Genomic DNA, 23,501 nt, shown 5'->3' with positions numbered 1-23,501 from the left:
ATCTCTCCTTTCGAATGTTGGGTGACACTTTCATTCTACTGGAGATCCGCCAGCAAGGGCTATTTTTATGCTTGATCAAGTTTATCTAGCACCACGGGTATAAAGATATTTTGTTAGTCATTTCCGCCGCTTTGTGCTTTACGGCCGGGGCCGAGCGGCGAGACGCTTTTGAAACGTTTCGCGCCAGCTTGCGGATAAGGCCGGATGGCTGGCGATTTGCTTCATGGCAGCAGCATTGTCGCGCTCATGATAGTAAATGTGATTGATATACGCGATGGACAGCGCCCCCACGCCCCGTTCGACGAGAACGAGCGGCGCGCCCGGCTCGACGACGCCTTCTTGCAAGACGCGGAAATAAAACCCGCTTTTTCCTGTCTGGCAGACGGCTTTCGGCAAATCGGGCAGCTGATGTTTGAACGCCAATTTGGAGCACGGCTGGCGCGGCTGCGACACTTGCACGAGCGCTGTGCCGGCGGCATACATGTCGCCAAGACATACATCGTCTTCCGTCAACCCGAGAAGCGTCCAGTTTTCGCCAAACGCCCCCGCCGTAAATGGGCGGCCGTATCGCTCTTCCCAATAGACGAAATGCTCGGACGGATAGGCGCAAATCGCTTTATCTTCTCCTCCGTGATGGACGAGGTCGGCTTGTCCATCTCCAACCAAGTTAAGCTTGCCGACAGCGACCGGCCCGGCGACCGGCGTTTTGTGAATGCCGGTCACTAGCCGCTCGCCATTTACCTCTATTGTTTTCGGCTTTCCGACATTAATCGAAACAATTTGCATTGGTTCACCCCCATACCGCCTCGGCGATGAGCCGGAAGCTTGCGAGTTTATCCTCGAAGTCGTATGTAATCGTCACGAGCATGATTTCCTCTGTTTCATACGTTTCGCTCAGCCGATACAGCTTGTCTTTGACGCGCCTCGGACTGCCGACGATCATCCGCCGCCGGTTGTCTTCCACCCGTTTGCGCTCATACGGGCTGTACGGATACGCAGCCGCTTTTTCCGGGCTTGGCGTGCCGTTCAGCGCCATCCCTTGCTCGATCATAAGAAGCGACAGATCAAGGCTGCCGGCGATCCATTCCGCTTTTTCATCCGTTTCGGCGCAAATTGCAAACACCGCGACCATTCCGCGCGGCTCGGCCAAATACGGCGATGGAACAAACCGGTCGCGGTACAGCCGCATATAATGTTCGCCGCCTTCCCCGTTGATAAACTGGGCGAACACGTACGGCAGCCCTTTATCGGCTGCCAGCTTCGCCGTTTCCGAACTGGAGCCGAGCAGCCATAGTTCCGGCGGGGACTGCACGATCGGCGTCGCCTTGACGCCATACAGCGGGTGAACCGGCGGCAAGGCGTCATACAAATAGCCGAGCAAGTCGTCAATTTGCTCCGGATAGCGGTCGACCGACCGTCGTCTGTCGCCTTGCAGCGCGATCGTCGCCCGGGGCATGCCGCCGGGTGCCCGCCCGATGCCGAGATCGACGCGGCCGGGATGAAGGCCGGCAAGCACATGGAAGTTTTCCGCCACCTTGTACGGGCTGTAATGCGGCAGCATCACGCCGCCTGAGCCAATGCGGATGCGCGACGTTTTCGCTCCGATGTGTCCGAGCAGCACTTCCGGCGACGAACCGGCAAGGCTGTTTGTATCGTGGTGTTCCGACACCCAAAACCGCTTATAGCCGAGCTGCTCAACGTGTTGGGCGAGCTTGACGGTGTTCTCGAGCGCTTCTTCTGCCGTCATGCCTTCGGCGATCGGCGACTGGTCGAGGACGCTCAGTTGCAGCGCCATTGCGATTCCTCCTTCTTCCGCCGCAGCGGTGGAAATAATGATTAGTTTCTATTATGCGCTGTTTTGCTTCGGTTTGTCCATTCATTTGTCCACCCGTCTAGCAAAAAACCGATCCGCCGTCGTCGGATCGGCCAATCTCGTCAAGATGCGCGGCAGTTCACAAGCTGACGGACTGCTTTTGTTCAGCCGCCTGGCGGTCGGGTTTGGGGCCGCGCTTAGGGAAAAAGGAATGAAACAGCTGTCTGACGCTGTCGACGATAAACGAACACCGTTCATACAGCGCCTCTTTTAAACTGTCAAGCTGGCGGGTGACTTTGTACTGCGCGGCCTCTTGCGCTTCAAGCCGTTCGATGACCGTCTCATGGAACACGTGCTGCAGCTCGAACTGCTCGATCAACTTTTGGTACAGTTTTTCCTGCCCTTCGAGGCGGGCGGCCATTCCTTCGGCGAGCTGTTCACGTTCAGCCGTCCGCTGCTCGAGCCGGCGCATCGTGTCGCTTTGCACGGTGAGTGCTTCGATGACGGCCTGCTGCGCCGCTTCTTCTTTGGCCAGCTGCTCTTCCCACTGCAATTGTCGCCTTTCCTCCCGCTCCTGCTGGGCGATGACCGACTGCTCGAGGCGGGCGAGCGTTCCGGCCAAGGCGGCTTGCCCCGCCTGTGCTTCCATAAGCAGCCGCTCGAGGCGGGCGAGCGCTTCCGCCCACTGCCCGCTTTGCGCTTCCTGTTGCTTTTGCCCGGTTTCGGCCGCTTGCTGAAGCGAGGCAACTATGGCGGCCATTTCTTCGTAATAATGGGTTTGGGCTACTTGTCCAGCAGTCACCGTTTGTCCGAGCTCGGACAGCGCCTCGGCAAGCCGTCCGCTTTGCCGCGCCCAGCCGGCCGCAAGCGACTGTTCGAGGCGGGCGAACATGTCCGCCATTTGTTCGCGTTGTTCCGCTTGGTGCTTTTGCCCTTCTTCGATGGCGTCCTCAAGTTGGGCGAGTCGTTCCGCCAACTGATCGAACTGTTGTTTTTGCTGTTCGAGCATTTGTTGCGCAGCGGTGCGGCGATAATAAAACATCGGGTGGGATGCGGGCGGTGCGGCAGCTGGCCCGTACACGCGCGGGGTCATGTGTTTATTCATATAAATCAATGCACAAACGCCTCCTTTCCGTCGTCTATGTGGCATCATATGCCGAGCTGTGCAGTTCGGTTTGGGCGCTGGATTTGTGACACCCGCCTTCCTTTTGATATAATGAAAGAAAATATTGGAGAAAGGGTGTTGTTGATGCCAGCTGTCGAATCGAATATGTTTCCGCTTGGCAAACAAGCGCCCCCGTTTGCCCTCACGAATGTCATCGATGGCAACGTCGTCCGTCTTGAGGATGTGAAATCGGACGTCGCAACCGTCATTATGTTCATTTGCAATCACTGCCCATTTGTCAAGCATGTCCAGCACGAGCTTGTTCGCCTCGCGAACGATTATATGCCCAAAGGGGTGTCGTTTGTCGCCATCAACTCCAACGATGCGGAACAGTATCCAGAAGATTCACCCGAAAACATGAAAAAGGTGGCGGAAGAGCTCGGCTATCCGTTTCCGTATTTGTACGATGAGACGCAAGAGGTGGCGAAAGCATACGACGCCGCTTGCACCCCGGACTTTTACATTTTCGACCGGGATCTGAAATGCGTCTACCGCGGCCAGTTGGACGACTCGCGCCCGAACAACGGCATCCCGGTCACCGGGGAGTCGATCCGCACCGCGCTGGATGCTTTGTTGGAGGGCCGCCCGGTGCCGGAAAAGCAAAAGCCGAGCATCGGCTGCAGCATTAAATGGAAACAAACACTGTAACAATGTGCTTGACTTTTCATTGTGAAGCGGGTATGATGGAAAAAGCATCATTCGTTCGTTGCGGAATCGCCACCGCCGTGCCGTTGGCTTGCGAGTGCAGCCGGCACGGCATTTTTGTGGCCGCGATCTACTGAACAAATTCACACTGGCGCCGCCTCGGAGCGGCAAGGATGGATGAGAGGAAGGGCTTCCATTGTTTTTGTTTCCTTTCCTTGAGTTTTCGTAATTTATGTTATGTAAACAAAAGGAGAACGAGGAGATGGCGGAAGGGCGATATCGGGTGTTTGTGTATGGAACGTTGCTGACTGGCGAAGAAAACCATGAAGTGGCCGCTCCATACGTTCGCGCCGCGTGTCCAGGGAAAGTAAACGGCCGCTTATACAATGTCGGTCCGTACCCCGCGCTTGTGCTTGGAGAAGAGGGGGAAGTGGAAGGGGAGTGGCTGACGGTGACGGAAGAAGGGCTCAAGGCAATGGATGAGCTCGAGGATTACGTTGAAGGGCGGCGCGATAACGAATACGAACGGGTGTGGGTTCGCGACGCGTGCAAACCGATCGAAGGATATGTGTACGTCTATCCGCCGGAAAAAGCGGCCGGCTTGCCGCTTATTCCGTCCGGATCATGGCGGCGGCGTGAGGAGAAAATGTAACATCTAGAAACAGCCTGTGAGGAACGGTCATCCTCTGGGCTGTTTATTTTTTACATGAATATGAAAACGGTTGCAAAAAATCGTTATAAAAATACAGAAAAATTGCTAAAAAAGTGTTGCCAAACGACCACTCTTTTTCTATAATAAAAGCATGTTAGAAAAATAAACGTACGAATGTGAGGTAATGTGACATGTCGAAAACGTTCGTTTCCTCCACCCAAACGGGATTGCTTGAACAAATTAAAGAAACGATCCAACAAAAGAACGTTGAACTTCTTCATTTGCAGTTTGTCGACATCGAAGGGATTTTAAAACATGTAACGGTGACGGCGGAACAGCTTGATGACGTCGTCGAAGGAAAAATCATGTTTGACGGTTCGTCGATCAAAGGATTTTCGCCGATCAACCGCTCCGACTTATACCTTCGTCCGGATTTAAATACGTTTGCCGTGTTGCCGTGGACGGTCGAGGAAGGCTATGCGGAAGCGCGCTTTCTCTGCTCGGTGACCAATCCGGACGGCACGCTGTTTGAAGGCGACCCGCGCAACGTGCTGAAAAAAACGATCGAGCGGGCGGCGGAAAAAGGATATACGATCTCGGTCGGTCCGGAGCTGGAGTTTTTCCTGTTCAAAGCCGATGAAAACGGCAATCCGACGCTTGAGCTCCATGATGGCGGCGGTTATTTCGAACCGTCTCCGAAAGACTTGGGCGAACGCGTTCGCCTTGAAATTTACCGCGCCTTAAAAGCGATGGGCTTTACGATTGAAGCGTCGCACCATGAAGTGGCGGAAGGCCAGCATGAGATCAACTTCAAATATGCCGATGCACTCGGTGCGGCGGACAATGCGACGACGTACAAATGGGTTGTCAAAACGATCGCCAGCAAGTTCGGCCTCCATGCGACGTTTATGCCAAAACCGGTGTTTGGCATCAACGGTTCAGGGATGCATGTCAACATTTCCCTCTTCAAAGATGGGGAAAATGCGTTCTTTGATCCGAACGATGCGAACCAGTTGTCAGAAACAGCGTACCAATTCATCGCGGGCTTGCTGAAAAATGTGAAGCACTTTGCGGCGGTTACGAATCCGCTTGTCAACTCGTACAAACGGCTTGTGCCAGGGTATGAAGCGCCTTGCTACATCGCGTGGTCCGCTTCGAACCGTTCGGCGCTTATCCGCATTCCGGCGAAACGCGGCGTTGCGACGCGCGTTGAGCTCCGTTGCCCGGATCCGTCAGCGAATCCGTATTTGGCGTATGCCATCATCGCTGCCGCTGGCCTTGACGGTGTCGAAAAAGGGTTAACCGCTCCAGCGCCGGTTGATGAAGATATCTTCCATATGTCGGAAGAACGCCGTGCGGAGCTTGGCATCGACAACTTGCCGGAAAACTTGGGTGCTGCTGTCGCTGCGTTCGAAGAAGGTGAAATCGGCCGCACGACGCTTGGCGAGCACGTATTCAACGAATATGTCGCGTTGAAAAAAGAGGAATGGAACAGCTACCGCACGGCGGTTCATGCTTGGGAAGTCGAGCGGTATCAAGGAAAGTTCTGATCGAAAGCCACCGTCCAAAAGGTGTCCCGTCGCCATATTCGGGGCGCCTTTTTTCTGCAGGCAGCTGTTTGTCTTGATGGACGGCCGCGCGGCGCCTTCCGCCCGTCGGCCGCCAAGCTGCCGGTGTTCGCAACGTCATCTTGCGCGTGGGGAGGAAAAGATGACTGCATTTTTTTATTTTTTAAATTCATAGTTGACATCTATGAATAATGGGATTTAAATTATAAGTAACACGCTCAACTATTGCAAGCGGAGGGAAACCAATGAAAAAACTGATCGTTTTTGTGTTTGTAGGATTTATCGCCCAGTTGATCGACGGATCGCTCGGAATGGCGTACGGCGTCACCTCGTCGACGCTGCTGTTGACGTTTGGCATCGCTCCAGCTGTTGCCTCGGCGTCCGTTCATTTGGCGGAAGTGGTGACGACAGCGGCGTCCGGCGCCTCTCACTGGAAATTTGGCAACGTCGATCGCGCCATGGTCGGGAAGCTCATTATTCCTGGGTCGGTCGGCGCGTTTATCGGAGCATGCTTTTTAAGCAACTTGCCAGGGGATGTGATCAAACCGTATGTATCGTTGTTTTTATTGGCGCTTGGCTTTTACATTATTTATCGATTTTTAGTGTTGAACGGCCGCGCGCCGTCGGCATCAAGAAAACAGTGGTCCAATAAGCAGCTCGTCCCGCTCGGCTTGGCGGCCGGTTTTCTTGATGCGACCGGCGGTGGGGGCTGGGGGCCGATTGCGACGCCGGTGCTGTTGGCCAATAAAAGCATGGAAGCGCGCAAGGTGGTCGGCACGGTCGATACATCCGAATTTGCCGTTGCCTTGTCGGCGACGCTCGGATTCGTCATTTCACTCGGTTGGGAGCAAGTGAACTGGTATTGGGTGCTGACGCTGATGGCGGGCGGGGTCATCGCTGCGCCGATCGCGGCTTGGCTTGTGCGTAAACTGCCGTCCCATTTGCTTGGAGTGTTGGTTGGCGGATTGATTATTTTGACAAACGTTCGCACGCTTCTGCACGCTTGGGAAGCCCCGGCGCCGGTTTATCCTGCTGTGTACGGCCTCATCGTCATCGGCTGGGCGGCGGCAGTATGGGTGGCGATCAGAAATGGACGGAAAGGAAAAACAGCTAGTGGGGAGTTGGCGTCGTAGATTAAGACGGGGCGCCAACCCCTGTTTTTGGTTAAGGCTCGTGTTATTTCGTTTCGCCATCCTCTTGAGTGGGGAAAGAAGGAATTTTTCGCGGCGGTGTCGAATTCAATTTTGATATGAAAAGGGGGAGAGAAGCGAATGAACCGTCCAATCGATTTAGGCCGCCGCATTTCACTCATCGATTTGTACGACTTGCGCATGTCGCAGCGCACCGGTACATACGTGCTTCATGAAGACGATGTGGCGATCGTGGAAACAGGGCCAAGCCCGTCGGTGCCGCACTTGCTTGAAGGGTTGAAAGCGCTTCGGATCGATCCGGCTGAGATTCGCTATATCATCGTTACCCATATTCATTTGGACCACGCCGGCGGTGTAGGGCTGCTTCTTCAGCATTGCCCGAATGCGATGGTTGTCGTCCATCCGAAAGGGAAGCGGCATTTGGCTGATCCATCGCGCCTCATCGCTGGAGCGAAGGCGGTGTACGGCGCGCAGTTTGAGTCGCTCTTTGATCCGATTCTTCCGGTGCCAGAAGAGCGATTGATCGTGAAAGAGGACGGGAAAACGTTGGCGTTGAGTGCGGAGCGGACGCTTGTGTTTTATGATACGCCGGGGCATGCGAACCATCACGTTTCGATTTATGATTCGTACAGCCGCGGCGTGTTCACCGGCGATACGATCGGCGTTTTTTATCCGCAGCTGCAAGAAGCGGGGCTTGCGTTTTGCCTGCCTTCCACATCTCCGAACCAATTTGACCCTGAAGCGATGGAGCGGTCGGCTGAGCGGCTCGAGAAGTTGAATCCGTCGCGCATCTATTTTGGTCATTTTGGCATGCTCGATGACCCGCAGGAAGCGTTCCGTCAGCTTCGCGTTTGGCTGCCGAAATTTGTGGCGGCAGGAAAAGAAGCGATCGAGCGAAATCCGGAAGCATCGCCCGCAGAGCAGGCGAAAGTCGCTGCACAACGGTTGCGCCGCGATGTAGAAGCGTTTTTGAACGAATATGGCGTCCCGTCTTCGTCGCCGGTGTATGCGGCGATCGAGCTGGATTTGCAGGTGTGCGCGATGGGGTTGATCGATTACTGGCATAAGCGGCGGTGATAGGGGTGAATGAACGGTGTCCCAAGCATAAAAGGGACACCTTTTCTTTGTTAATACGTATAACGATGATGATGACGAATCCGTCTGCTTGGTTTCATGCCATGAGGCCGGTTTTTCTCCTTCCAAACGGTGCGTTTTGCGGTTTGGGAACAAGACAGGCGTTGGTTGGCGGCGAAACGCACGGCTTCAGGCGCGCCGTTTCGTGAACGGGAGATGGATATGGTAGAGTGGGAGTGCAGAATCCCAATCTTCGTTCGCAACCACGACGCCATAAGGAGGTGGGGACGTGAAGCAAGAGAAACCGGTTCTGTATCGCATTGGCATTGGCCTCATCATCGCCTCGTTCGTCGTTTGGGTGGCGGTGCCGATCGCGCCGTTTCTGCCGTTTTCAGCCGCTGTCAAGGCAACGATTGTCGCCACGGTCATTGCGGCGGCGGAAGTCATGTTTTGGCTTGGGGTGCTGCTGGCTGGAAAAGAAGCAGCGAGGAAGCTGAAAGCGTATTGGAATCCGAAGCATTGGCGCATAAATCGGCAACGGTTGGATCAAACCAATGATGTTAAGCAAAAAGAGGAACGGTTGGAAGAAAGCCAATAAAGAGATGAGGTGGTGGCATGAGACGGAGAGCTGTTTCGTTTCTCATCGTTGTTGCCGCTCTGTCCGGAGCGCTTTGGCTTGGCGGCCTGGCATTGGCGGTGCAAGATCAGTTTTTTGCAACCGCCAAGCCGCCGACGAAAGAACAACGGCCGTCAACGGCTGAAACAAGGCAACATGATGAGAAAATGGATATTGTTGCTCTTGGCGACTCGTTGACGAGAGGAACGGGCGATGAAAGCGGAAAAGGGTATGTCGGCTATATGGTCGATGCGCTTCGCCGGCAAACGGATAAGCCGATCCGTGTGACGAATTTGGCGGTTCGCGGCCTTCGCTCCGACGGACTGCTTCGCCAGCTTGGCCAGCCTGAGATTCAGCGGCAAGTCGCCATGGCGGATTTGATCGTGATGACGATCGGCGGCAACGACTTGTTTCAAGGGGGGGAAGCGCTTCGGTTGAACGCCAAGCAACTGGATGAAGCGAAGCGCCGGTATGTGGAGAACCTTGACCGCATTTTCGCCGCGCTGCGCCGCTTCAACAGCGAAGCGGTCATTTTTGCGATCGGCTTGTACAACCCGTTTGGCGATTTAGACGATGCCAAACGGACATCGGCCGTTGTGCGCGATTGGAATTTTGCATCAGCGGAAGTGGCGGCCCGCTATCCGAACATCGTCGCGGTGCCGACGTTTGACTTGTTTGCCTTGCATGTCAATGATTATTTATATAGCGACCATTTCCATCCAAACAAAGAAGGGTACAAGCGGATTGGAGAGCGCGTCGCCTCGCTCATCACGTTGACGGAGGAGGACGAGCGATGACCAAACGGGCGACATTGATGGTCAAAGAGCTGCGAAAAACGATTCGCGGCAAGGAAATTATTAAAGGCATTTCGTTTGAGCTGCATGAAGGGGAAGTATTCGGTTTTTTAGGGCCAAACGGCGCGGGAAAAACGACGACGATCCGCATGCTCGTCGGGCTCATTCGGCCGACGGCGGGGACGGTGGCAATTGGCGGGTATGACCTTCATCGCCAGTTTACCGACGCGATCCGCCAGATCGGCTGCATCGTCGAAAACCCAGAAATGTATCCGTATTTAACAGGCTGGGAAAACCTTGAACATTTCGCCCGCATGATGCCGGGAATTGGTGCAGATCGCATCATGGAAGTGGCGAAGCTCGTCGGGCTGGAACAGCGCATCCATGACCGGGTGGACACGTATTCGCTCGGCATGCGGCAGCGGCTCGGCATCGCGCAGGCGCTGCTTGGAAAGCCGAAGGTGCTCATTTTGGACGAGCCGACCAACGGCCTTGACCCGGCCGGCATTCGCGAAATGCGCGCCTTCATCCGCTTTTTGGCGGAAACGGAAGGGTTGAGCGTCCTCGTTTCATCGCATTTGTTAAGTGAAATTCAATTAATGTGCGACCGCGTCGCCATTATGGCGAAAGGGCGGCTCTTGGCGGTCGACACGGTGGAGCGGCTGTTAAACCAGCAGGCGCGCGTCGTTTGGAAAGCCGTTCCGATCGAGCGGGCGCGGGCGCTGTTGGCCGAGGAAACCGAGGTGCTGCGCGCTGATGAAGAGACGATCGTCACGCCATATGAGCCGTCGAGACTAGCCGCTTGGAACGCCAAGCTTGTCCAAGCCGGCGTCTCGGTGTCGGAAATTGAACCGCGGCTGCCGACGCTCGAAGATTTGTTTATCGAGCTGACAGGGGGCGAAACGATTGAGTAAGCTCGTGTATAATGAAATGTTGAAAATCGTCCGCAAAAAGCGGCTATGGGTGATCGCCGCCATCATTGCGGTGCTCGTCGCCTTGTTTACATACGCCCAATACCGCGAGACGGAAGAACTGCGAAAACGGCTTGGCACGACCGACTGGCGGACGCAGCTGCAGCAGCAAATCGTCGATTTGCAAAACCGCCTCCAGTCGCCGAGCATGTCGGAGGAATGGCGGAAATACTTGCAAATCCGCCTCAAGCAGCAGCAGTATTACTTAGAACATAACATCAACCCGTCCGCTCCCGGTGCGCCGACGTTTATGCGCACGTTTATCGAAAACGCCATCGATTTGTTCTTGCCGCTTTTGGTGATGGTGGTGGCGGCCGATTTAGTGTCGTCCGAGGCGAGCGCGGGAACGATCAAACTGCTGCTTGTCCGGCCGGTGAAGCGGTGGAAAATTTTGTTGAGCAAATATATCGCGTTGCTCCTGTCAGTGTCGCTCATTATGCTGATGGCGGCGGTGCTGTCGTATGCCATCTCCGGACTCGTGTTTGGATATGGCGGCTTCCGTCTGCCGCTATTGACCGGTTTTGTCCCTCAAGGAGAGGATCTCGATACAACGAACGTTCACATGATTCCGCAATGGAAATACATTTTGATCGAGCTTGGGCTCGCCACGTTTGTGAGTGCTGTTGTCGGCACGCTGACGTTTATGTGTTCCGTGCTGCTTCGGAGCACGGCGGCAGTGATGGGCATTATGCTCGCGGCATTGATTTCTGGCGCGATTTTGTCGAACATGGTGTCGTCATGGCATTCGGCGAAATATTTGTTTATGGTCAATTTGCGGCTGACAGATTACACAAAAGGAGCGGCTCCGCCGATTGAGGGAATGACGCTTGGTTTTTCGATGGTCGTGCTGGCCGTTTGGGGGCTTGTCGCCCTCATCGTCGCTTTTGTTGTGTTTACGCGGCGGGATGTGTATTGAGAAGGAGAGCAATAAAACCGCGGGGAATCCCCTCGCGGTTGTTTCAACGAGCGTTGCGAACAACTCTTTGGCCTTTTCAAAATCGCCGAGGAGCGAGTATAATATACCTGTGTTGACGTGCGCCTTTGTATTGATAAACAGCTCCCATACGATTAAAATAAAAGCGGTGGCGTATCGGTGCTGCATGAAATTGCCGAACCCGGGAAACGAGAACGAAAAGAAGGCGACAATCAGCGGGTGGCGCAAATGCAAGTGGGTCGTGGTAAACTGCGACAAGTGCGCCCGCCTGTGCCGCGCCGGCGGAATCAGTTTCACGGAGCGTCCCCTTTTCTTGATGCGTTTGATGTGTTTTTAGTATAGGAAAAAAAGGGGGGCGCTATGCGTTCGACTGTGGAAAAAACGCGCCTTTTGTCCGTTTTTGTGTGAGCAGCCGCAAAAAAAATAAAAAAACTATTGACTTTCTTATAGAACTCATATAAAATATGAATTGTCGCAAGGGAAAATAAACAAGAGAACGACGGGAAGTAGCTCAGCTTGGTAGAGCACACGGTTCGGGTCCGTGAGGTCGCAGGTTCAAATCCTGTCTTCCCGACCATTGCCATGGGGCCTTAGCTCAGCTGGGAGAGCGCCTGCCCCGCACGCAGGAGGTCATCGGTTCGAATCCGATAGGCTCCATTTTTATACGGAGGAATACCCAAGTCTGGCTGAAGGGGGCGGTTTCGAAAACCGCTAGGGGTGTCACAGCCCGCGGGGGTTCGAATCCCTCTTCCTCCGCCATCTTACATACGAGCGTCAACCTGCCGGCAGCCGGCAGGTTTTTTGTTTATGGGCAACACGGTAAGCAGATCATTTGCCTGTTTTTGGATGAATCGGATACGATAGAAGGGGACGCGGTTCGATGATGCTGGCGTCTGTCTCCCGACGGCAGCGGGAGAGGAAAAACAAGAAGGAGGATCCGTATGGCCGTTCAACGCCGCATTCGCCGTATCAAAACGGTGCAAATGACTGTCAACAGCCCGATTCACCGAAGCGGGCGTGTGCTGGAGCCTGGGAACTGGCAAGAGTATGATCCGTTTTTGCTGATGATGGAAGATATTTTCGAGCGCGGAACCTTTGATGTCCACCCGCACCGCGGCATCGAGACGGTGACGTACGTGATCAGCGGCGAGCTCGAACATTTTGACAGCAAAGCCGGCCACGGCACGCTCGGCCCCGGGGATGTGCAATGGATGACGGCCGGCCGCGGCGTCGTCCATAAAGAAGACCCGGCTCCCGGTTCGACGGTGCACAGCCTGCAGCTTTGGATCAACTTGCCGAGCACGCATAAAATGACCGAGCCGCGCTACCAAAACTTGCGCGCCGAGGACATGCCGGTGCGAAAAGAGGAAGGGGCGGTGATCCGCGTCTTTTCCGGCTCATCGAAAGGCGTCAAAGCGCCGACGAAAAACATCGTCCCGGTGACGATGGTCGACATGACGGTGGAGCCGGGGGCGACGGTGGCGCAAGACTTGCCGGGCCATTACAACGGCTTTTTGTACATTTTAGAAGGCAGCGGCATGTTTGGCGCCGACAACACGGAAGGAAAAGCCGGGCAAGCGCTGTTTTTCAGCCGCCACGACCGCGGCGAAGAAACGGAGCTGCAGGTGACCGCGCGTGAAAAGCTGCGCCTTCTTCTTTACGCCGGCGAGCCGGTGAACGAACCGGTCGTCGCCTACGGGCCGTTCGTCATGAACACGCCGGAACAAATCCGCGAAGCGATCCGCGACTACCAGGAGGGGCGGTTTGGTCAGTAATGGCAGAAAAGAGCTGATCATTTTTCGGCTCTTTCTTTTTTTGCTATGATGAAAATCGGGAACAATACCATTCATTGCATCAGGAGGCATGGATGATGAATGCGGTCATTGAAACGATTTTGCGCCATCGCTCGATTCGCCGTTTTGAAGAGCGGCCGTTGACGGATGAACAAATCCGCACGATCGTCGAATGCGCCCAGGCGGCGTCGACTTCCAGTTATGTGCAGGCGTACTCGATCATCGGCGTGAAAGATCCGAAAAAAAAGCAAAAGCTTGCGGAATTGGCAGGAAATCAGTCGTACGTGGCCCAAAACGGCCATTTTTTCATCTTTTGCGCCGATTTTCACCGCCACGAACTCATTGGCGGGCTGGAAGGAAAAGACGTGCTTCCGTCGCTAGAGAGCACGGAAAAGTTTATGGTCGCGCTGATTGACACAGCGCTTGCGGCGCAGAACGCCGCCATCGCTGCGGAGTCGATGGGGCTTGGCATTTGCTACATCGGTGGGTTGCGCAACAATTTGCCCGAAGTATGTGCGCTGCTAAATGTGCCGAAGCGGGTCATTCCGCTGTTTGGGCTTGCCGTCGGCTATCCTGCGCAAATGCCGGATCGAAAGCCGCGGCTGCCGTTTGAACACGTTTATCACGAGGACGAATACGACCAAGACCGCGCACGGCTCGTCGAACAGCTGCAACGCTACAACGAAACCGTGTCTGCCTATTATGAACAGCGGACGAACGGCCGCCGCCGCGACACTTGGACCGGGCAAATGGCCGAGATGCTCAGCCGTCAAGTCCGGATGTATATGAAAGAGTTTGTCGAGGAGAAAGGGTTCAATTTGCGTTAGCTTCTTGCTTAGGAGGATAAACATGCAACTGCTGTTTAAAAAGCGCGGAGCCTTGTTTATTTTGATGTGCAATTTATTGCTCGTGTTCATCGGAGTCGGCTTGATGATTCCGGTTATGCCGGCGTTTATCGAGCAATTCTTGGAATGATTGTAGGACCGATTGTGGCGGGTGTCCTCTTTGATGTAGATATGCGCCTGCCTTACATCGTCGCCAGTGCTGTCCTCTTTCTGTGCTTTTGCATGTCGTTATGGCAGGAAAAAATCTGTGATGCGCAAAGCGAACGTCCAGGCTTCACGCGTGCCGTGAAAAACGAAAGCAAAAAGTGGATGTCATGCTTGCAAATATAACTCATGTTCTTATTATGCTGTCAAATGGAAGGTGGAAAAACGTGGGTTCCGTCAAACGATTGGCTGAGTGGATCAAAGAAGCCGATACAATCGCCGTCCTGACCGGGGCCGGGATGAGCACGGAGTCCGGCATTCCTGATTTTCGCAGCGAAAACGGCCTTTACGCCCAAGAGGACCATGTCGAATATTATTTGTCAGAGCATTATTACAAAAAAGATCCGGCTGATTTTTGGCGTCGATTCAAGCGGATGTTTTCATTAAAAATGATGGGCGGCTTTGCCCCGAATGATGGGCATCGGTTTCTCCGTTGGCTTGAGGAGATGGGCAAGACGGTGACGATTTTGACGCAAAATATTGACGGGCTGCATACAAAAGCAGGGAGCACGAATGTCATTGAGCTGCACGGCACGCTGCAGACGGCGACATGCCCGTCATGCGGCAACAAGTATGATCTGTCGTTTATCAACCACCACGAGGTGCCGCGCTGCGAAAAGTGCCAGACGATTGTCAAACCGGATGTCGTTTTGTTTGGCGGGCTCGTTCCTCGTATCGAAGAAGCATTCGCTAGAGCGGCGGAAAGCGACTTGCTTCTGGCGATGGGAACAAGTTTGGAAGTGGCGCCCGTGAATCAAATCCCGTTTTATGTCGCCGCCGAATCGCCGGCAACAAGGAAAGTATTGATTAACAAAACAGCGACAAGAATGGATGGGATGTTTGACCTTGTCATTTATGGCGGAATCGGAGAAACGGTCGCCAACGTGCGCAAGCAACTACAGGCGGAATAGATCGATAGATTCCATGCCAACGGGAGAACACATATGGCGTTTTCCCGTTGGACAAAAAATCAAAAAAGGTATTGTACTTTTCAGAACATTCTAATATAATAAAGATAACATACCAACCGGTTGGTATTTTGATGAGTGGAGCCGAGCATAAAGGCGTAACGCAAAACGGAGGGGACCATCATGTATTTGCGCTTAACAGACGAGCAGCGCATGGTGCAAAAAGCGATCCGCAAGTTTGTGGAAAAAGAGTTAATGCCGCTTGAAAACGAAGTGTTGCGCAATGAGCGGGAAGGAAAGCCCGGGCTTGCGCCGGAGAAATTGAAAGAATTGCAATTAAAAGCGAAAGAAGCGGGTTTTTGGGGGATCAACACGCCGGAGGAATACGGCGGCGCGAACTTGGGCCACGTCATGCAGGCGATCGTCCTAATGGAAGTGTCGAAAACGCTCGTTCCGTTCCAGTTCGGCGGGTCGGCGGACAACATTTTGTATTATGCGAATGAGGAGCAGAAGAAAAAATACTTGATCCCGACGATCAACGGCGAGAAAAAATCGTGTTTCGCCATGACCGAGCCAGGGGCGGGGTCCGATACGCGCAACATCAAAATGACGGCGGTCAAAGATGGCGATGAATGGGTGTTGAACGGGGAAAAAACGTTCATCACCGGCGGCAATGACGCCGATTTCGTGATGGTGATCGCCATCACCGACAAAGAGCGGCATCAGGCGACGAACGGGCGCGAAGGGGTGACGTGCTTTATCGTTGACCGCGAGATGGGCTGGCGCTCCGAACCGATTTATACGATGGGGCCGTCGACGCCAGCCAGCTTGATTTTCGAAAACGTGCGCGTGCCGGAAGAAAACATTTTAGGCGAGCTGCACTACGGTTACAAGCTTGGACTTGAGTGGATCGGCTATGCGCGCTGGGTCGTCGGCGCCCGTGCGGTCGGGGCGGCGGAGCGGCTGCTGCAGATGGCGATTGATTATGCGAAAGAGCGCGTCACGTTTGGCAAGCCGATCGCCGAGCGGCAAGCAATCCAATGGATGATCGCCGATTCAGCGGTGGAAATCGAAGCGGCCAAATGGCTGGTGTTAAATGCGGCGTTTACGCTCGACCAAGGGGAGGACAACCGCCACTTGGCATCGATGGCGAAACTGTTTGGCGCGAACATGGGCAATCGCGTCGTTGACCGCGTCATGCAAATCCACGGCGGCATGGGCTATACGAAGGAAATGCCGATCGAGCGTTGGTATCGCGAAGCGCGGCTGTGGCGCATTTACGACGGCACGGATGAAATTCAGCGCCTCATTATCGCTCGCAACTTGATTAAAGGGCATGTCAAACTTGGTCAGTTCATCTGAAAAATGAAAGCGTTATCGAAAGGGAGGAGAACACGATGAGCCAACGGTTTGCAGGAAGAGTGGCGTTTGTGACCGGAGGAAGCCGCGGCATCGGCAAGGCGATCGTCACCCGCTTCGCGGAAGAAGGGGCGAAAGTGGCATTCATCGATTTAAATGAAGAAGCGCTTGAAGCGACGGCTGCCGAGCTGCGGGAGAAAGGGTATGACGTGTACGCCAAAGTGGCGAGCGTCACCGACCGCGAACAAGTGGAAACGACGATGCAAGAGGTCGTCGACCGGTTCGGCTCGCTTGATATTCTTGTCAACAACGCCGGCGTCATCCGCGACAACTTGCTCTTTAAAATGACGGACGACGACTGGCAAACGGTCATGGACGTTCATTTGAAAGGGGCGTTTTATTGCGCCCGCGCCGCGCAAAAATATATGGTCGAAAAAGGGTACGGGCGCATCATCAACATTTCGTCGACCTCCGCGCTCGGAAACCGCGGCCAGGCGAACTATTCGGCGGCGAAAGCCGGCATTCAAGGGTTTACGAAAACGTTGGCGATCGAGCTCGGCAAGTTCGGCATTACGACGAACGCCATCGCTCCAGGATTCATTGAAACCGATATGACAAAGGCAACCGCTGAGCGGCTTGGCATTTCGTTTGAGCAGCTCATTCAGGCGAGCGTCGCCAACATCCCGGTCGGACGCAGCGGCCGTCCGGAAGACATCGCCCATGCAGTCGCGTTTTTCGCCGACGAACGGTCGTCGTTTGTCAACGGCCAAGTGCTGTATGTGGCCGGCGGCCCGAAATGTTAAGGGGGGACGGGGATGTACCAGCATGACATCGGAAAACGGTCGACGAAAGTGAAAAACACCGTTGAACACGGAGCGGTGAAAAAGTTTGCGGAGGCGATCGGCGACCCTCATCCGATTTATTGGGATGAGGAGACGGGGAAGCGGTCGCGCTACGGGCGCAACATCGCCCCGCCGACGTTTCCGCGCGTGTTTGACTACGGCGTCATTGAAGGATTGAAATTGCCGGCCAAAGGGCTCATTCACGGCGAGCAGCGCTTCCATTATGAGCGTCCGCTGTTTGTCGGTGAAGAACTGTACTGCTATGCGGAAGTGAAAGATTATTACGAAAAACAAAGCAGCATGGGCCTGCTCGGCTTTTTGGTCATCGCCAACAACGGCGAGGACGCTGACGGAAATCTCATTTTCACTTCCACCTCGACGATCATGATCAACGAGGCGGTTAGAAAGGCGATGAGCGTATGACGAGCATCCGCAAATGGCAAGTCGGAGAGTCGCTTCCCGAAGTAACGCTCGCACCGGTGTCCCGGCTCGATTTAATCAAATACGCCGGCGCATCAGGCGACTACAATCCGATCCATACGATCGACGACGAGGCGAAAAAGGCAGGGCTTCCAGGCATTATCGCCCACGGCATGTGGACGATGGGGAACTTGGCCAAGCTGTTTACGCCGTATTACGAAGAAGGGTTCGTACAGGACTATTTTGTCCGCTTTCAATCGATGGTGTTTTTAAATGATATCATCACCTTAAAGGCAACGGTGAAGGAAAAAGGCGACAAGACGATTCGGTTTGACGTCGCGGCCGTCAATCAGCATGGCAAAGAAGTCGTCAAAGGTGAAGCGGTCTTTGCGCTTTACGAGTGAAAAAGACGGGCGGCCCCAAAGCTGAAGCCGTAAGCGGGGCGAGGGGCCAGCCCGTTTGCGGGGATGTGTTCACAACGAACAAGGGGGAATGACGATGAAACGGGATGCCGTCATTGTGTCGGCCGTACGGACGGCCATTGCCCGCCAAGGAGGCGCTTTGGCGACGTTGCCGGCGCATATTTACGGTGCGGAAGTGATCAAAGAAGCGATGCGGCGGGCGAACATCGGCCCGGAGCACGTTGATGATGTCATCATGGGCAACGTCCTAAGCGGCGGCGGCAACATCGCCCGGCTGACGGCGCTGCAAACCGGCTTATCTCTAGAGTTGACAGGTTTGACCGTTGACCGCCAATGCGGTTCGGGCATTAACGCTGTGGCGTTGGCGGCGCAGGCCATTTGGGCCGGCGACGGGGACGTCTATATCGCCGGCGGTGTGGAAAGCATGAGCCGCGCACCGTATTTGATGGACCGCCCGGAAAAACCGTACAGCTCAACACTACCAAGCTTCCGCAAGTCGCAGCTGTCGCCAAAAGAGATTGGCGACCCGCCGATGGGCATTACGGCGGAGAATTTGGCGAAAAAGTACGGCATCAGCCGTGAAGAACAAGACGCGTTTGCCTTGCGCAGCCAACAGCGCATGGCGCGCGCCATGCAGGAAGGGCGGTTTGACGAACAAATCGTGCCGATCACCGTTCCGGTGAAAAAAGGCGAGCCGTTCGTCTTCGATACGGATGAACATCCGCGCCCGAACACGACGATGGAAGCGCTGTCGAAGCTGCCGCCGGCATTTTTGGAAGGCGGAACGGTGACAGCCGGAAACAGCTCGGGACTGAACGATGCCGCCTCCGCGCTCGTCATCATGTCGCGGGAAAAAGCAGAGGAGCTTGGCGTAAAGCCGCTTGCCGTCATCCGCGCCCATGCGGTCGCCGGGGTCGACCCGAACATCATGGGCATCGGTCCGGTGCCGGCGACAAGAAAAGTGTTGGAAAAAGCGGGGTTGACGCTTGATGAGATGGACATCATCGAAATCAACGAAGCGTTTGCCGCGCAAGTGATCGCCTGCGACCGCGAGCTTGAAATGGATCCGGAAAAAGTGAACATAAACGGCGGCGCCATTGCCCACGGCCATCCGCTTGGCGCGACCGGGGCGATTTTGATCACAAAAGCGGTGTATGAATTGAAACGCCGCAGCGGGAAGTATGCGCTGATTACGGCGTGCATCGGCGGCGGCCAAGGGATTGCGACCATCATTGAGAGAGAATGATGCATTGGAGACCGTGGAGGATGAAAGAAAGATTAAGGGAAGTGGCCATAGAGTTGTTCGAACGCAAAGGATTCAAAGAAACGTCGGTGCAGGAAATCGTCGAAGCGATCGGGGCAACGAAGGGAGCCTTTTACTACTATTACAAAAGCAAAGAGGAGTTGCTATGTGATATTTGCGTTTCCTATCTGGACGATTTGCTTCGGCAGCAAGCTTGCATTGTCCAAGATCTTGAGAAAAGCTGCACGGAGAAATTGCGGGCCATCGTCCATATGATCATCTGCAATATCCGCACACGGAAGAAAAGCGCCCGCATTTTCTTCCGCGAAATGCGGCATTTGGCTGATGGCCACTTGGAGGAGATCCGCGCCAAGCGGCGGTTGTTTCGCAAGCGGTATGAACAGCTTATTCGGGACGGAATGGCGCGCGGCGAGTTCAAGGCGTCGCTTCATGCAGAAATGATTACGTTCGGCCTGCTCGGCATCACCAACTGGAGCTATTATTGGTTCCGGCCTGACGAAGGCATCTCTGAAGAAGAACTGACGGATATTTTCGTTGATTTCATTTTGCACGGCATAAAGGCGCCAAGAGCTGGAGAAAGCGGTCGAAATGAGGAGGAGCCAGGCAATTCGGGCGGTCAGACCGAATGAAAGATCGGCCGCTTTGATGGTCTGGCCAAATGGCACACAAAAAGGGGGATCGGGATGGAGCTATTCATCCAACAGCTGTTAAACGGGCTGACTGTTGGAAGCGTTTACAGCCTCGTGGCGTTAGGGTTGACGCTTGTTTACGGCATTTTGCACATTCCAAACTTCGCCCACGGCGCGTTATATATGATGGGGGGTTATGTTACATTGATGGCTATGACGAAGCTCGGGATGCCGTATGGGATCGCGATCGTCGCATCGATGGCGGCGGTCGGGCTGCTTGGCGTCTTGATGGAGCGGCTCGTGTTTTATCCGCTTCGCAATGCGCCGCCGCTCCATGATAAAATCGCGGCGATCGGCATCTTGCTCTTTTTGGAAGCGTTTGCCCAGTTTGTCTGGGGGGCGGACTATCAGACGATGCCGACCCCGTATGGCGATGTCGTCACGGTGTTCGGATTCACATTGACCATTCAACGCATCCTCATCATCGCATCCGCTGTCATCATCATGATCTTGCTTTACCTCTTCTTGAAAAAGACGTTCATTGGCGCTTCGATCATCGCGATGGCGCAAAACCGCGAAGGGGCGAATTTGGTCGGCATTAACACGAATAAAGTCGCCATGCTGACGTTTTTCCTCTCCGGCAGCCTGGCTGCGCTCGCCGCCTCGCTCGCTTCGCCGATCAACCTCGTGTTTCCCGGCATGGGCCATCTTGTCATCTTGAAAGCGTTTGTCATCATCATTCTCGGCGGCATGGGAAGCATTCCAGGCGCCATTGTCGGCGGCTATATTTTGGGATTCAGCGAAAGCTTGGGAGCGACGTATGTGTCGAACGACTACAAAGACATTATCGCTTTTGCCATCCTCGTCATCATTTTAACGGTCAAACCGAACGGACTGTTTGCCAAGGAGGGACGTTGATGGCCATTTTGGAAAAACGGCGCCTATGGCTTGCTGTTCTCGCGGCGTTGGCACTCGCCTTCCCACTGCTTGTGACCAACGGCTATTACTTGCACATGATGACGATCTCCTTTATTTGGATGATCGCCGTTTACGGGTTGAACTTATTTGCTGGCTATACTGGTTATTTGTCGCTTGCCCACGCCGGGTTTTTTGCGATTGGCGCGTATGCGCTTGGCATTTTGACGGTGAAAGCCGGCGTGCCGTTTTGGTTGGCTTTCGTGCTTGCTTGTTTGTTCACCACGTTGCTTGGGGCCGTCATCGGGCTTGTTGCGCTGCGGACGAAAGAGCACTTTTTCGCCATTTATACGCTATGTGTCGGGTATATCATTTATTTAGTGATTGATAAATGGGACAGCTTGACCGGCGGAGTGCGCGGGTTCATCGGCATCCCGGCGCCGGCTGACATCGGTCCGCTCTCGTTTCAAACGCCCGTCGCCCAATATTATTTGGTGTTATGCTTCTTGGTTGCGGTCATCTTCACCATGTACCGCCTTGTCTATTCGTTGACCGGACGGACGTACATCGCCATTCGCAACAGTGAGGAGCTCGCGTTGACGCTTGGCATCTCGACGATGAAAAACAAACTCGCCTCGTTTGTTCTCTCCGTCTTTTTTACATCGCTCGCCGGAGCGCTGTATGCGTCATTCATTCGCTTTCTCGGCCCGGATATCGCATACGTCACCGTCATGTTTGACTTTTTAACGTACTTGCTTGTCGGTGGGATTGGCACGCTTGCCGGTCCGGTCGTCGGGACGTTGCTGATTACGTTTCTGTCCCAACAATTGCAGTTTTTGCAAGATTACCGGATGTTGATTTTCGGTCCGGTGCTGACGTTGCTCATCATCTTTTACCCTCATGGCATTGCCGGGGGGGTCATCCGTTTGAAAGCAAAGCGTGAAGAAGCGCGCCGTCTCGATCCAGAAGCGAACCGAGTTGCTGCGGAACTGGCCGTCTCGAGCCAAGGACGAGGCGAGCGGCACGCAGAGGAGGGATAACGATGCTTTTGCACGTTGAACGGTTGACGAAGCGGTTTGGCGGGCTTCTGGCGGTCAACGATGTCACCTTTTCCGTCGAGCAAGGGAAGATCAACGCCATCATCGGCCCAAACGGAGCCGGCAAATCGACGTTTTTCAATTTAATCAGCGGCTTGCACCGGCCGACGTCAGGGACGATTACGTTCAAAGGGCGCGATATTACCCGCCTGCCGGCAAACGAACGGGCGAAGCTCGGCATCGCCCGCACGTTTCAAACGACTCACTTGTTTGAACAGGCGACGGTGATTGACAACGTCATCATCGGCCATCGTCTCCGCACATCATCCAACTTATTTGATGCCATTTTGCGCACGAAACGGCACCGCCGCGAGGAACAGGCATGCAAAGAAAAGGCGATGGAAGTGCTTGACTTTGTCGGTCTAACCCATGTGGCGGATCGGCTCGTTGCTAACCTGTCGCAGGAGCAGAAGAAGCGGGTGGCGTTTGCGCTCGCCTTGGCGACCGATCCGGAACTCGTCCTGCTTGACGAGCCGGCTGCCGGCGTCAACCCGGACGAAACGGAAGGGTTGGAAGAGCTGATTGTCAAAATGGTCAAGGGCGGCCTGACAGTTTGTCTCATTGAACATAAAATGTCGATGATTATGAAAATCGCTGACCGCATTATGGTGTTGAACTATGGAGAGAAAATTGCAGAAGGAACGCCGGAGGAAGTGAAAAACAACGAGGCGGTCATTCAAGCGTACTTAGGAGGGAGCGCCATTGCTTGAAGTTGCGAACGTATCGGTCCGCTATGGGAGTTTTGCCGCCATTCGCGATGTGACGTTTTCCGTCAAGCGAGGAGAGATTGCGGTTTTGCTCGGTGCCAATGGAGCAGGAAAAAGTACATTGTTCCGCACGATCAGCGGACTGCACAAACCTGTGCAAGGGGAAATCCGCCTCAACGGTGAGCGCATCGACTCACTTCCGCCTGATCGCATCGTCGGGCGCGGCGTCGTGCAATGCGCGGAAGGGCGCAAACTGTTTCCGCGCATGAGCGTATACGAAAATTTGCTGATGGGCGCTTACGTTCATCGAAAGGATAAAGATGGCATCCGCCGATCGTTGGAACACGTATATGAATTATTTCCCATCCTGCGGGAAAAGCGCAATGAGCCGGCCGGATCGCTAAGCGGCGGCCAGCAGCAAATGCTCGCCATCGGCCGCGCCTTAATGTCGCGTCCCGCGGTGCTCTTGCTTGATGAACCGTCGGTTGGACTCGCTCCGCTCATTGTCGAGCAAATGTTTGCCACGATTAAACAAATCAATCAAGAGGGGACGACGATTTTGCTCGCCGAACAAAACGCCCATGCGGCGTTGTCCATCGCTCATCACGGCTATGTGTTTGAAAATGGAACGATCGTTGCTTCAGGAACAGCGGAGGAACTGCTCGCCAACGACGATGTCCGCAAGGCGTACATTGGCGGATAATCGACTCCAT

At 54.5% G+C, this 23,501-nt stretch carries 27 protein-coding genes and 3 tRNA genes; 27 read left to right on the top strand and 3 right to left on the bottom strand.

Going from position 1 to position 23,501, the window contains the following annotated elements; genetic code table 11:
• Positions 1-138: 138 nt before the first annotated feature.
• From CV944_RS10930 to CV944_RS10920, 3 genes are all read right to left on the bottom strand, one after another.
• Entirely contained in the window at positions 139-786 is a 648-nt protein-coding gene (locus tag CV944_RS10930) for an MOSC domain-containing protein (RefSeq protein ID WP_100659649.1), read from the bottom strand.
• A gap of 4 nt (positions 787-790) precedes the next feature.
• On the bottom strand, positions 791-1,795 hold the full coding sequence (locus tag CV944_RS10925) for an LLM class flavin-dependent oxidoreductase (protein WP_100659650.1): 1,005 nt from the start codon (positions 1,793-1,795) through the stop codon (positions 791-793).
• 157 nt (positions 1,796-1,952) lie between these two features.
• The gene (locus tag CV944_RS10920; protein ID WP_100659651.1) at positions 1,953-2,927 is read right to left on the bottom strand and encodes a coiled-coil domain-containing protein; all 975 of its coding nucleotides are present in this window, start codon (positions 2,925-2,927) and stop codon (positions 1,953-1,955) included.
• A gap of 135 nt (positions 2,928-3,062) precedes the next feature.
• On the opposite strand from CV944_RS10920, the gene CV944_RS10915 reads away from it, so the two are divergent.
• From CV944_RS10915 to CV944_RS10775, 27 genes are all read left to right on the top strand, one after another.
• Positions 3,063-3,626 carry a thioredoxin family protein gene (locus CV944_RS10915; protein ID WP_050367214.1) on the top strand — a complete coding sequence of 188 codons (564 nt, stop codon included), beginning with the start codon at positions 3,063-3,065 and terminating at the stop codon, positions 3,624-3,626.
• Between the two features lie 259 nt (positions 3,627-3,885).
• Positions 3,886-4,275, top strand: a complete 390-nt coding sequence (locus tag CV944_RS10910; protein WP_044744334.1) for a gamma-glutamylcyclotransferase family protein — start codon at positions 3,886-3,888, stop codon at positions 4,273-4,275.
• Positions 4,276-4,466: 191 nt separating this feature from the next.
• Positions 4,467-5,825 carry a type I glutamate--ammonia ligase gene (gene glnA / locus CV944_RS10905; RefSeq protein WP_100664179.1) on the top strand — a complete coding sequence of 453 codons (1,359 nt, stop codon included), beginning with the start codon at positions 4,467-4,469 and terminating at the stop codon, positions 5,823-5,825.
• 263 nt (positions 5,826-6,088) lie between these two features.
• Positions 6,089-6,976 carry a sulfite exporter TauE/SafE family protein gene (locus CV944_RS10895; protein ID WP_100659653.1) on the top strand — a complete coding sequence of 296 codons (888 nt, stop codon included), beginning with the start codon at positions 6,089-6,091 and terminating at the stop codon, positions 6,974-6,976.
• Positions 6,977-7,114: 138 nt separating this feature from the next.
• Positions 7,115-8,071, top strand: a complete 957-nt coding sequence (locus CV944_RS10890; RefSeq protein WP_100664178.1) for an MBL fold metallo-hydrolase — start codon at positions 7,115-7,117, stop codon at positions 8,069-8,071.
• A 286-nt stretch (positions 8,072-8,357) separates the two neighbouring features.
• Entirely contained in the window at positions 8,358-8,666 is a 309-nt protein-coding gene (locus CV944_RS10885) for a transporter suffix domain-containing protein (RefSeq protein ID WP_369806435.1), read from the top strand.
• 17 nt (positions 8,667-8,683) lie between these two features.
• Positions 8,684-9,481 (top strand): SGNH/GDSL hydrolase family protein, encoded by a 798-nt coding sequence (locus tag CV944_RS10880; RefSeq protein WP_015374774.1) that lies wholly within the window; start codon positions 8,684-8,686, stop codon positions 9,479-9,481.
• On the top strand, positions 9,478-10,392 hold the full coding sequence (locus CV944_RS10875) for an ABC transporter ATP-binding protein (protein ID WP_055358979.1): 915 nt from the start codon (positions 9,478-9,480) through the stop codon (positions 10,390-10,392). The genes CV944_RS10880 and CV944_RS10875 overlap by 4 nt, the downstream gene beginning before the upstream one ends.
• Positions 10,385-11,365 carry an ABC transporter permease gene (locus CV944_RS10870; protein WP_100664177.1) on the top strand — a complete coding sequence of 327 codons (981 nt, stop codon included), beginning with the start codon at positions 10,385-10,387 and terminating at the stop codon, positions 11,363-11,365. The genes CV944_RS10875 and CV944_RS10870 overlap by 8 nt, the downstream gene beginning before the upstream one ends.
• A 177-nt stretch (positions 11,366-11,542) precedes the next feature.
• Complete coding sequence (locus tag CV944_RS17475) at positions 11,543-11,725, top strand: hypothetical protein (protein WP_199170448.1); 183 nt, start codon at positions 11,543-11,545, stop codon at positions 11,723-11,725.
• A gap of 158 nt (positions 11,726-11,883) precedes the next feature.
• Positions 11,884-11,960, top strand: a tRNA-Pro gene (locus CV944_RS10860).
• 7 nt (positions 11,961-11,967) lie between these two features.
• Positions 11,968-12,040, top strand: a tRNA-Ala gene (locus tag CV944_RS10855).
• Between the two features lie 9 nt (positions 12,041-12,049).
• Positions 12,050-12,142, top strand: a tRNA-Ser gene (locus CV944_RS10850).
• A gap of 182 nt (positions 12,143-12,324) precedes the next feature.
• Entirely contained in the window at positions 12,325-13,158 is an 834-nt protein-coding gene (locus tag CV944_RS10845) for a pirin family protein (protein WP_100664176.1), read from the top strand.
• A 95-nt stretch (positions 13,159-13,253) separates the two neighbouring features.
• Complete coding sequence (gene nfsA, locus CV944_RS10840) at positions 13,254-14,003, top strand: oxygen-insensitive NADPH nitroreductase (protein ID WP_100664175.1); 750 nt, start codon at positions 13,254-13,256, stop codon at positions 14,001-14,003.
• Between the two features lie 22 nt (positions 14,004-14,025).
• Positions 14,026-14,151 carry a hypothetical protein gene (locus tag CV944_RS17870; RefSeq protein WP_255408628.1) on the top strand — a complete coding sequence of 42 codons (126 nt, stop codon included), beginning with the start codon at positions 14,026-14,028 and terminating at the stop codon, positions 14,149-14,151.
• Between the two features lie 241 nt (positions 14,152-14,392).
• Entirely contained in the window at positions 14,393-15,136 is a 744-nt protein-coding gene (locus CV944_RS10825) for an NAD-dependent protein deacylase (RefSeq protein WP_100664173.1), read from the top strand.
• Positions 15,137-15,316: 180 nt separating this feature from the next.
• Positions 15,317-16,495 carry an acyl-CoA dehydrogenase family protein gene (locus CV944_RS10820; protein WP_063329650.1) on the top strand — a complete coding sequence of 393 codons (1,179 nt, stop codon included), beginning with the start codon at positions 15,317-15,319 and terminating at the stop codon, positions 16,493-16,495.
• Positions 16,496-16,530: 35 nt separating this feature from the next.
• Positions 16,531-17,295: a 3-oxoacyl-ACP reductase FabG gene (gene fabG / locus CV944_RS10815; protein WP_047818345.1), complete on the top strand. Its 765-nt coding sequence runs from the start codon at positions 16,531-16,533 to the stop codon at positions 17,293-17,295.
• A gap of 12 nt (positions 17,296-17,307) precedes the next feature.
• Positions 17,308-17,757: a MaoC family dehydratase N-terminal domain-containing protein gene (locus CV944_RS10810; RefSeq protein WP_100664172.1), complete on the top strand. Its 450-nt coding sequence runs from the start codon at positions 17,308-17,310 to the stop codon at positions 17,755-17,757.
• Positions 17,754-18,158, top strand: coding sequence for a MaoC family dehydratase (locus tag CV944_RS10805; RefSeq protein WP_015374784.1), 405 nt, complete (start codon positions 17,754-17,756; stop codon positions 18,156-18,158). Before CV944_RS10810 ends, CV944_RS10805 begins: the two co-directional genes overlap by 4 nt.
• A 94-nt stretch (positions 18,159-18,252) precedes the next feature.
• Positions 18,253-19,422, top strand: coding sequence for a thiolase family protein (locus tag CV944_RS10800; protein WP_100664171.1), 1,170 nt, complete (start codon positions 18,253-18,255; stop codon positions 19,420-19,422).
• A gap of 20 nt (positions 19,423-19,442) precedes the next feature.
• On the top strand, positions 19,443-20,069 hold the full coding sequence (locus CV944_RS10795) for a TetR/AcrR family transcriptional regulator (RefSeq protein ID WP_063330191.1): 627 nt from the start codon (positions 19,443-19,445) through the stop codon (positions 20,067-20,069).
• 54 nt (positions 20,070-20,123) lie between these two features.
• Complete coding sequence (locus CV944_RS10790) at positions 20,124-20,987, top strand: branched-chain amino acid ABC transporter permease (protein ID WP_033011519.1); 864 nt, start codon at positions 20,124-20,126, stop codon at positions 20,985-20,987.
• Positions 20,987-22,024, top strand: a complete 1,038-nt coding sequence (locus CV944_RS10785; RefSeq protein WP_100664170.1) for a branched-chain amino acid ABC transporter permease — start codon at positions 20,987-20,989, stop codon at positions 22,022-22,024. Before CV944_RS10790 ends, CV944_RS10785 begins: the two co-directional genes overlap by 1 nt.
• Before the next feature lie 2 nt (positions 22,025-22,026).
• On the top strand, positions 22,027-22,791 hold the full coding sequence (locus CV944_RS10780; RefSeq protein WP_100664169.1) for an ABC transporter ATP-binding protein: 765 nt from the start codon (positions 22,027-22,029) through the stop codon (positions 22,789-22,791).
• Positions 22,784-23,491: an ABC transporter ATP-binding protein gene (locus CV944_RS10775; protein WP_100664168.1), complete on the top strand. Its 708-nt coding sequence runs from the start codon at positions 22,784-22,786 to the stop codon at positions 23,489-23,491. The genes CV944_RS10780 and CV944_RS10775 overlap by 8 nt, the downstream gene beginning before the upstream one ends.
• The last annotated feature ends 10 nt before the right edge of the window (positions 23,492-23,501 follow it).

The sequence above is a fragment of the Geobacillus sp. WSUCF-018B genome, from assembly GCF_002809985.1.
GTDB lineage: Bacteria > Bacillota > Bacilli > Bacillales > Anoxybacillaceae > Geobacillus > Geobacillus thermophilus.
The sequence above is the reverse complement of the archived record's forward strand: the minus strand, read 5'-3'. Positions and strand labels throughout refer to the sequence as shown.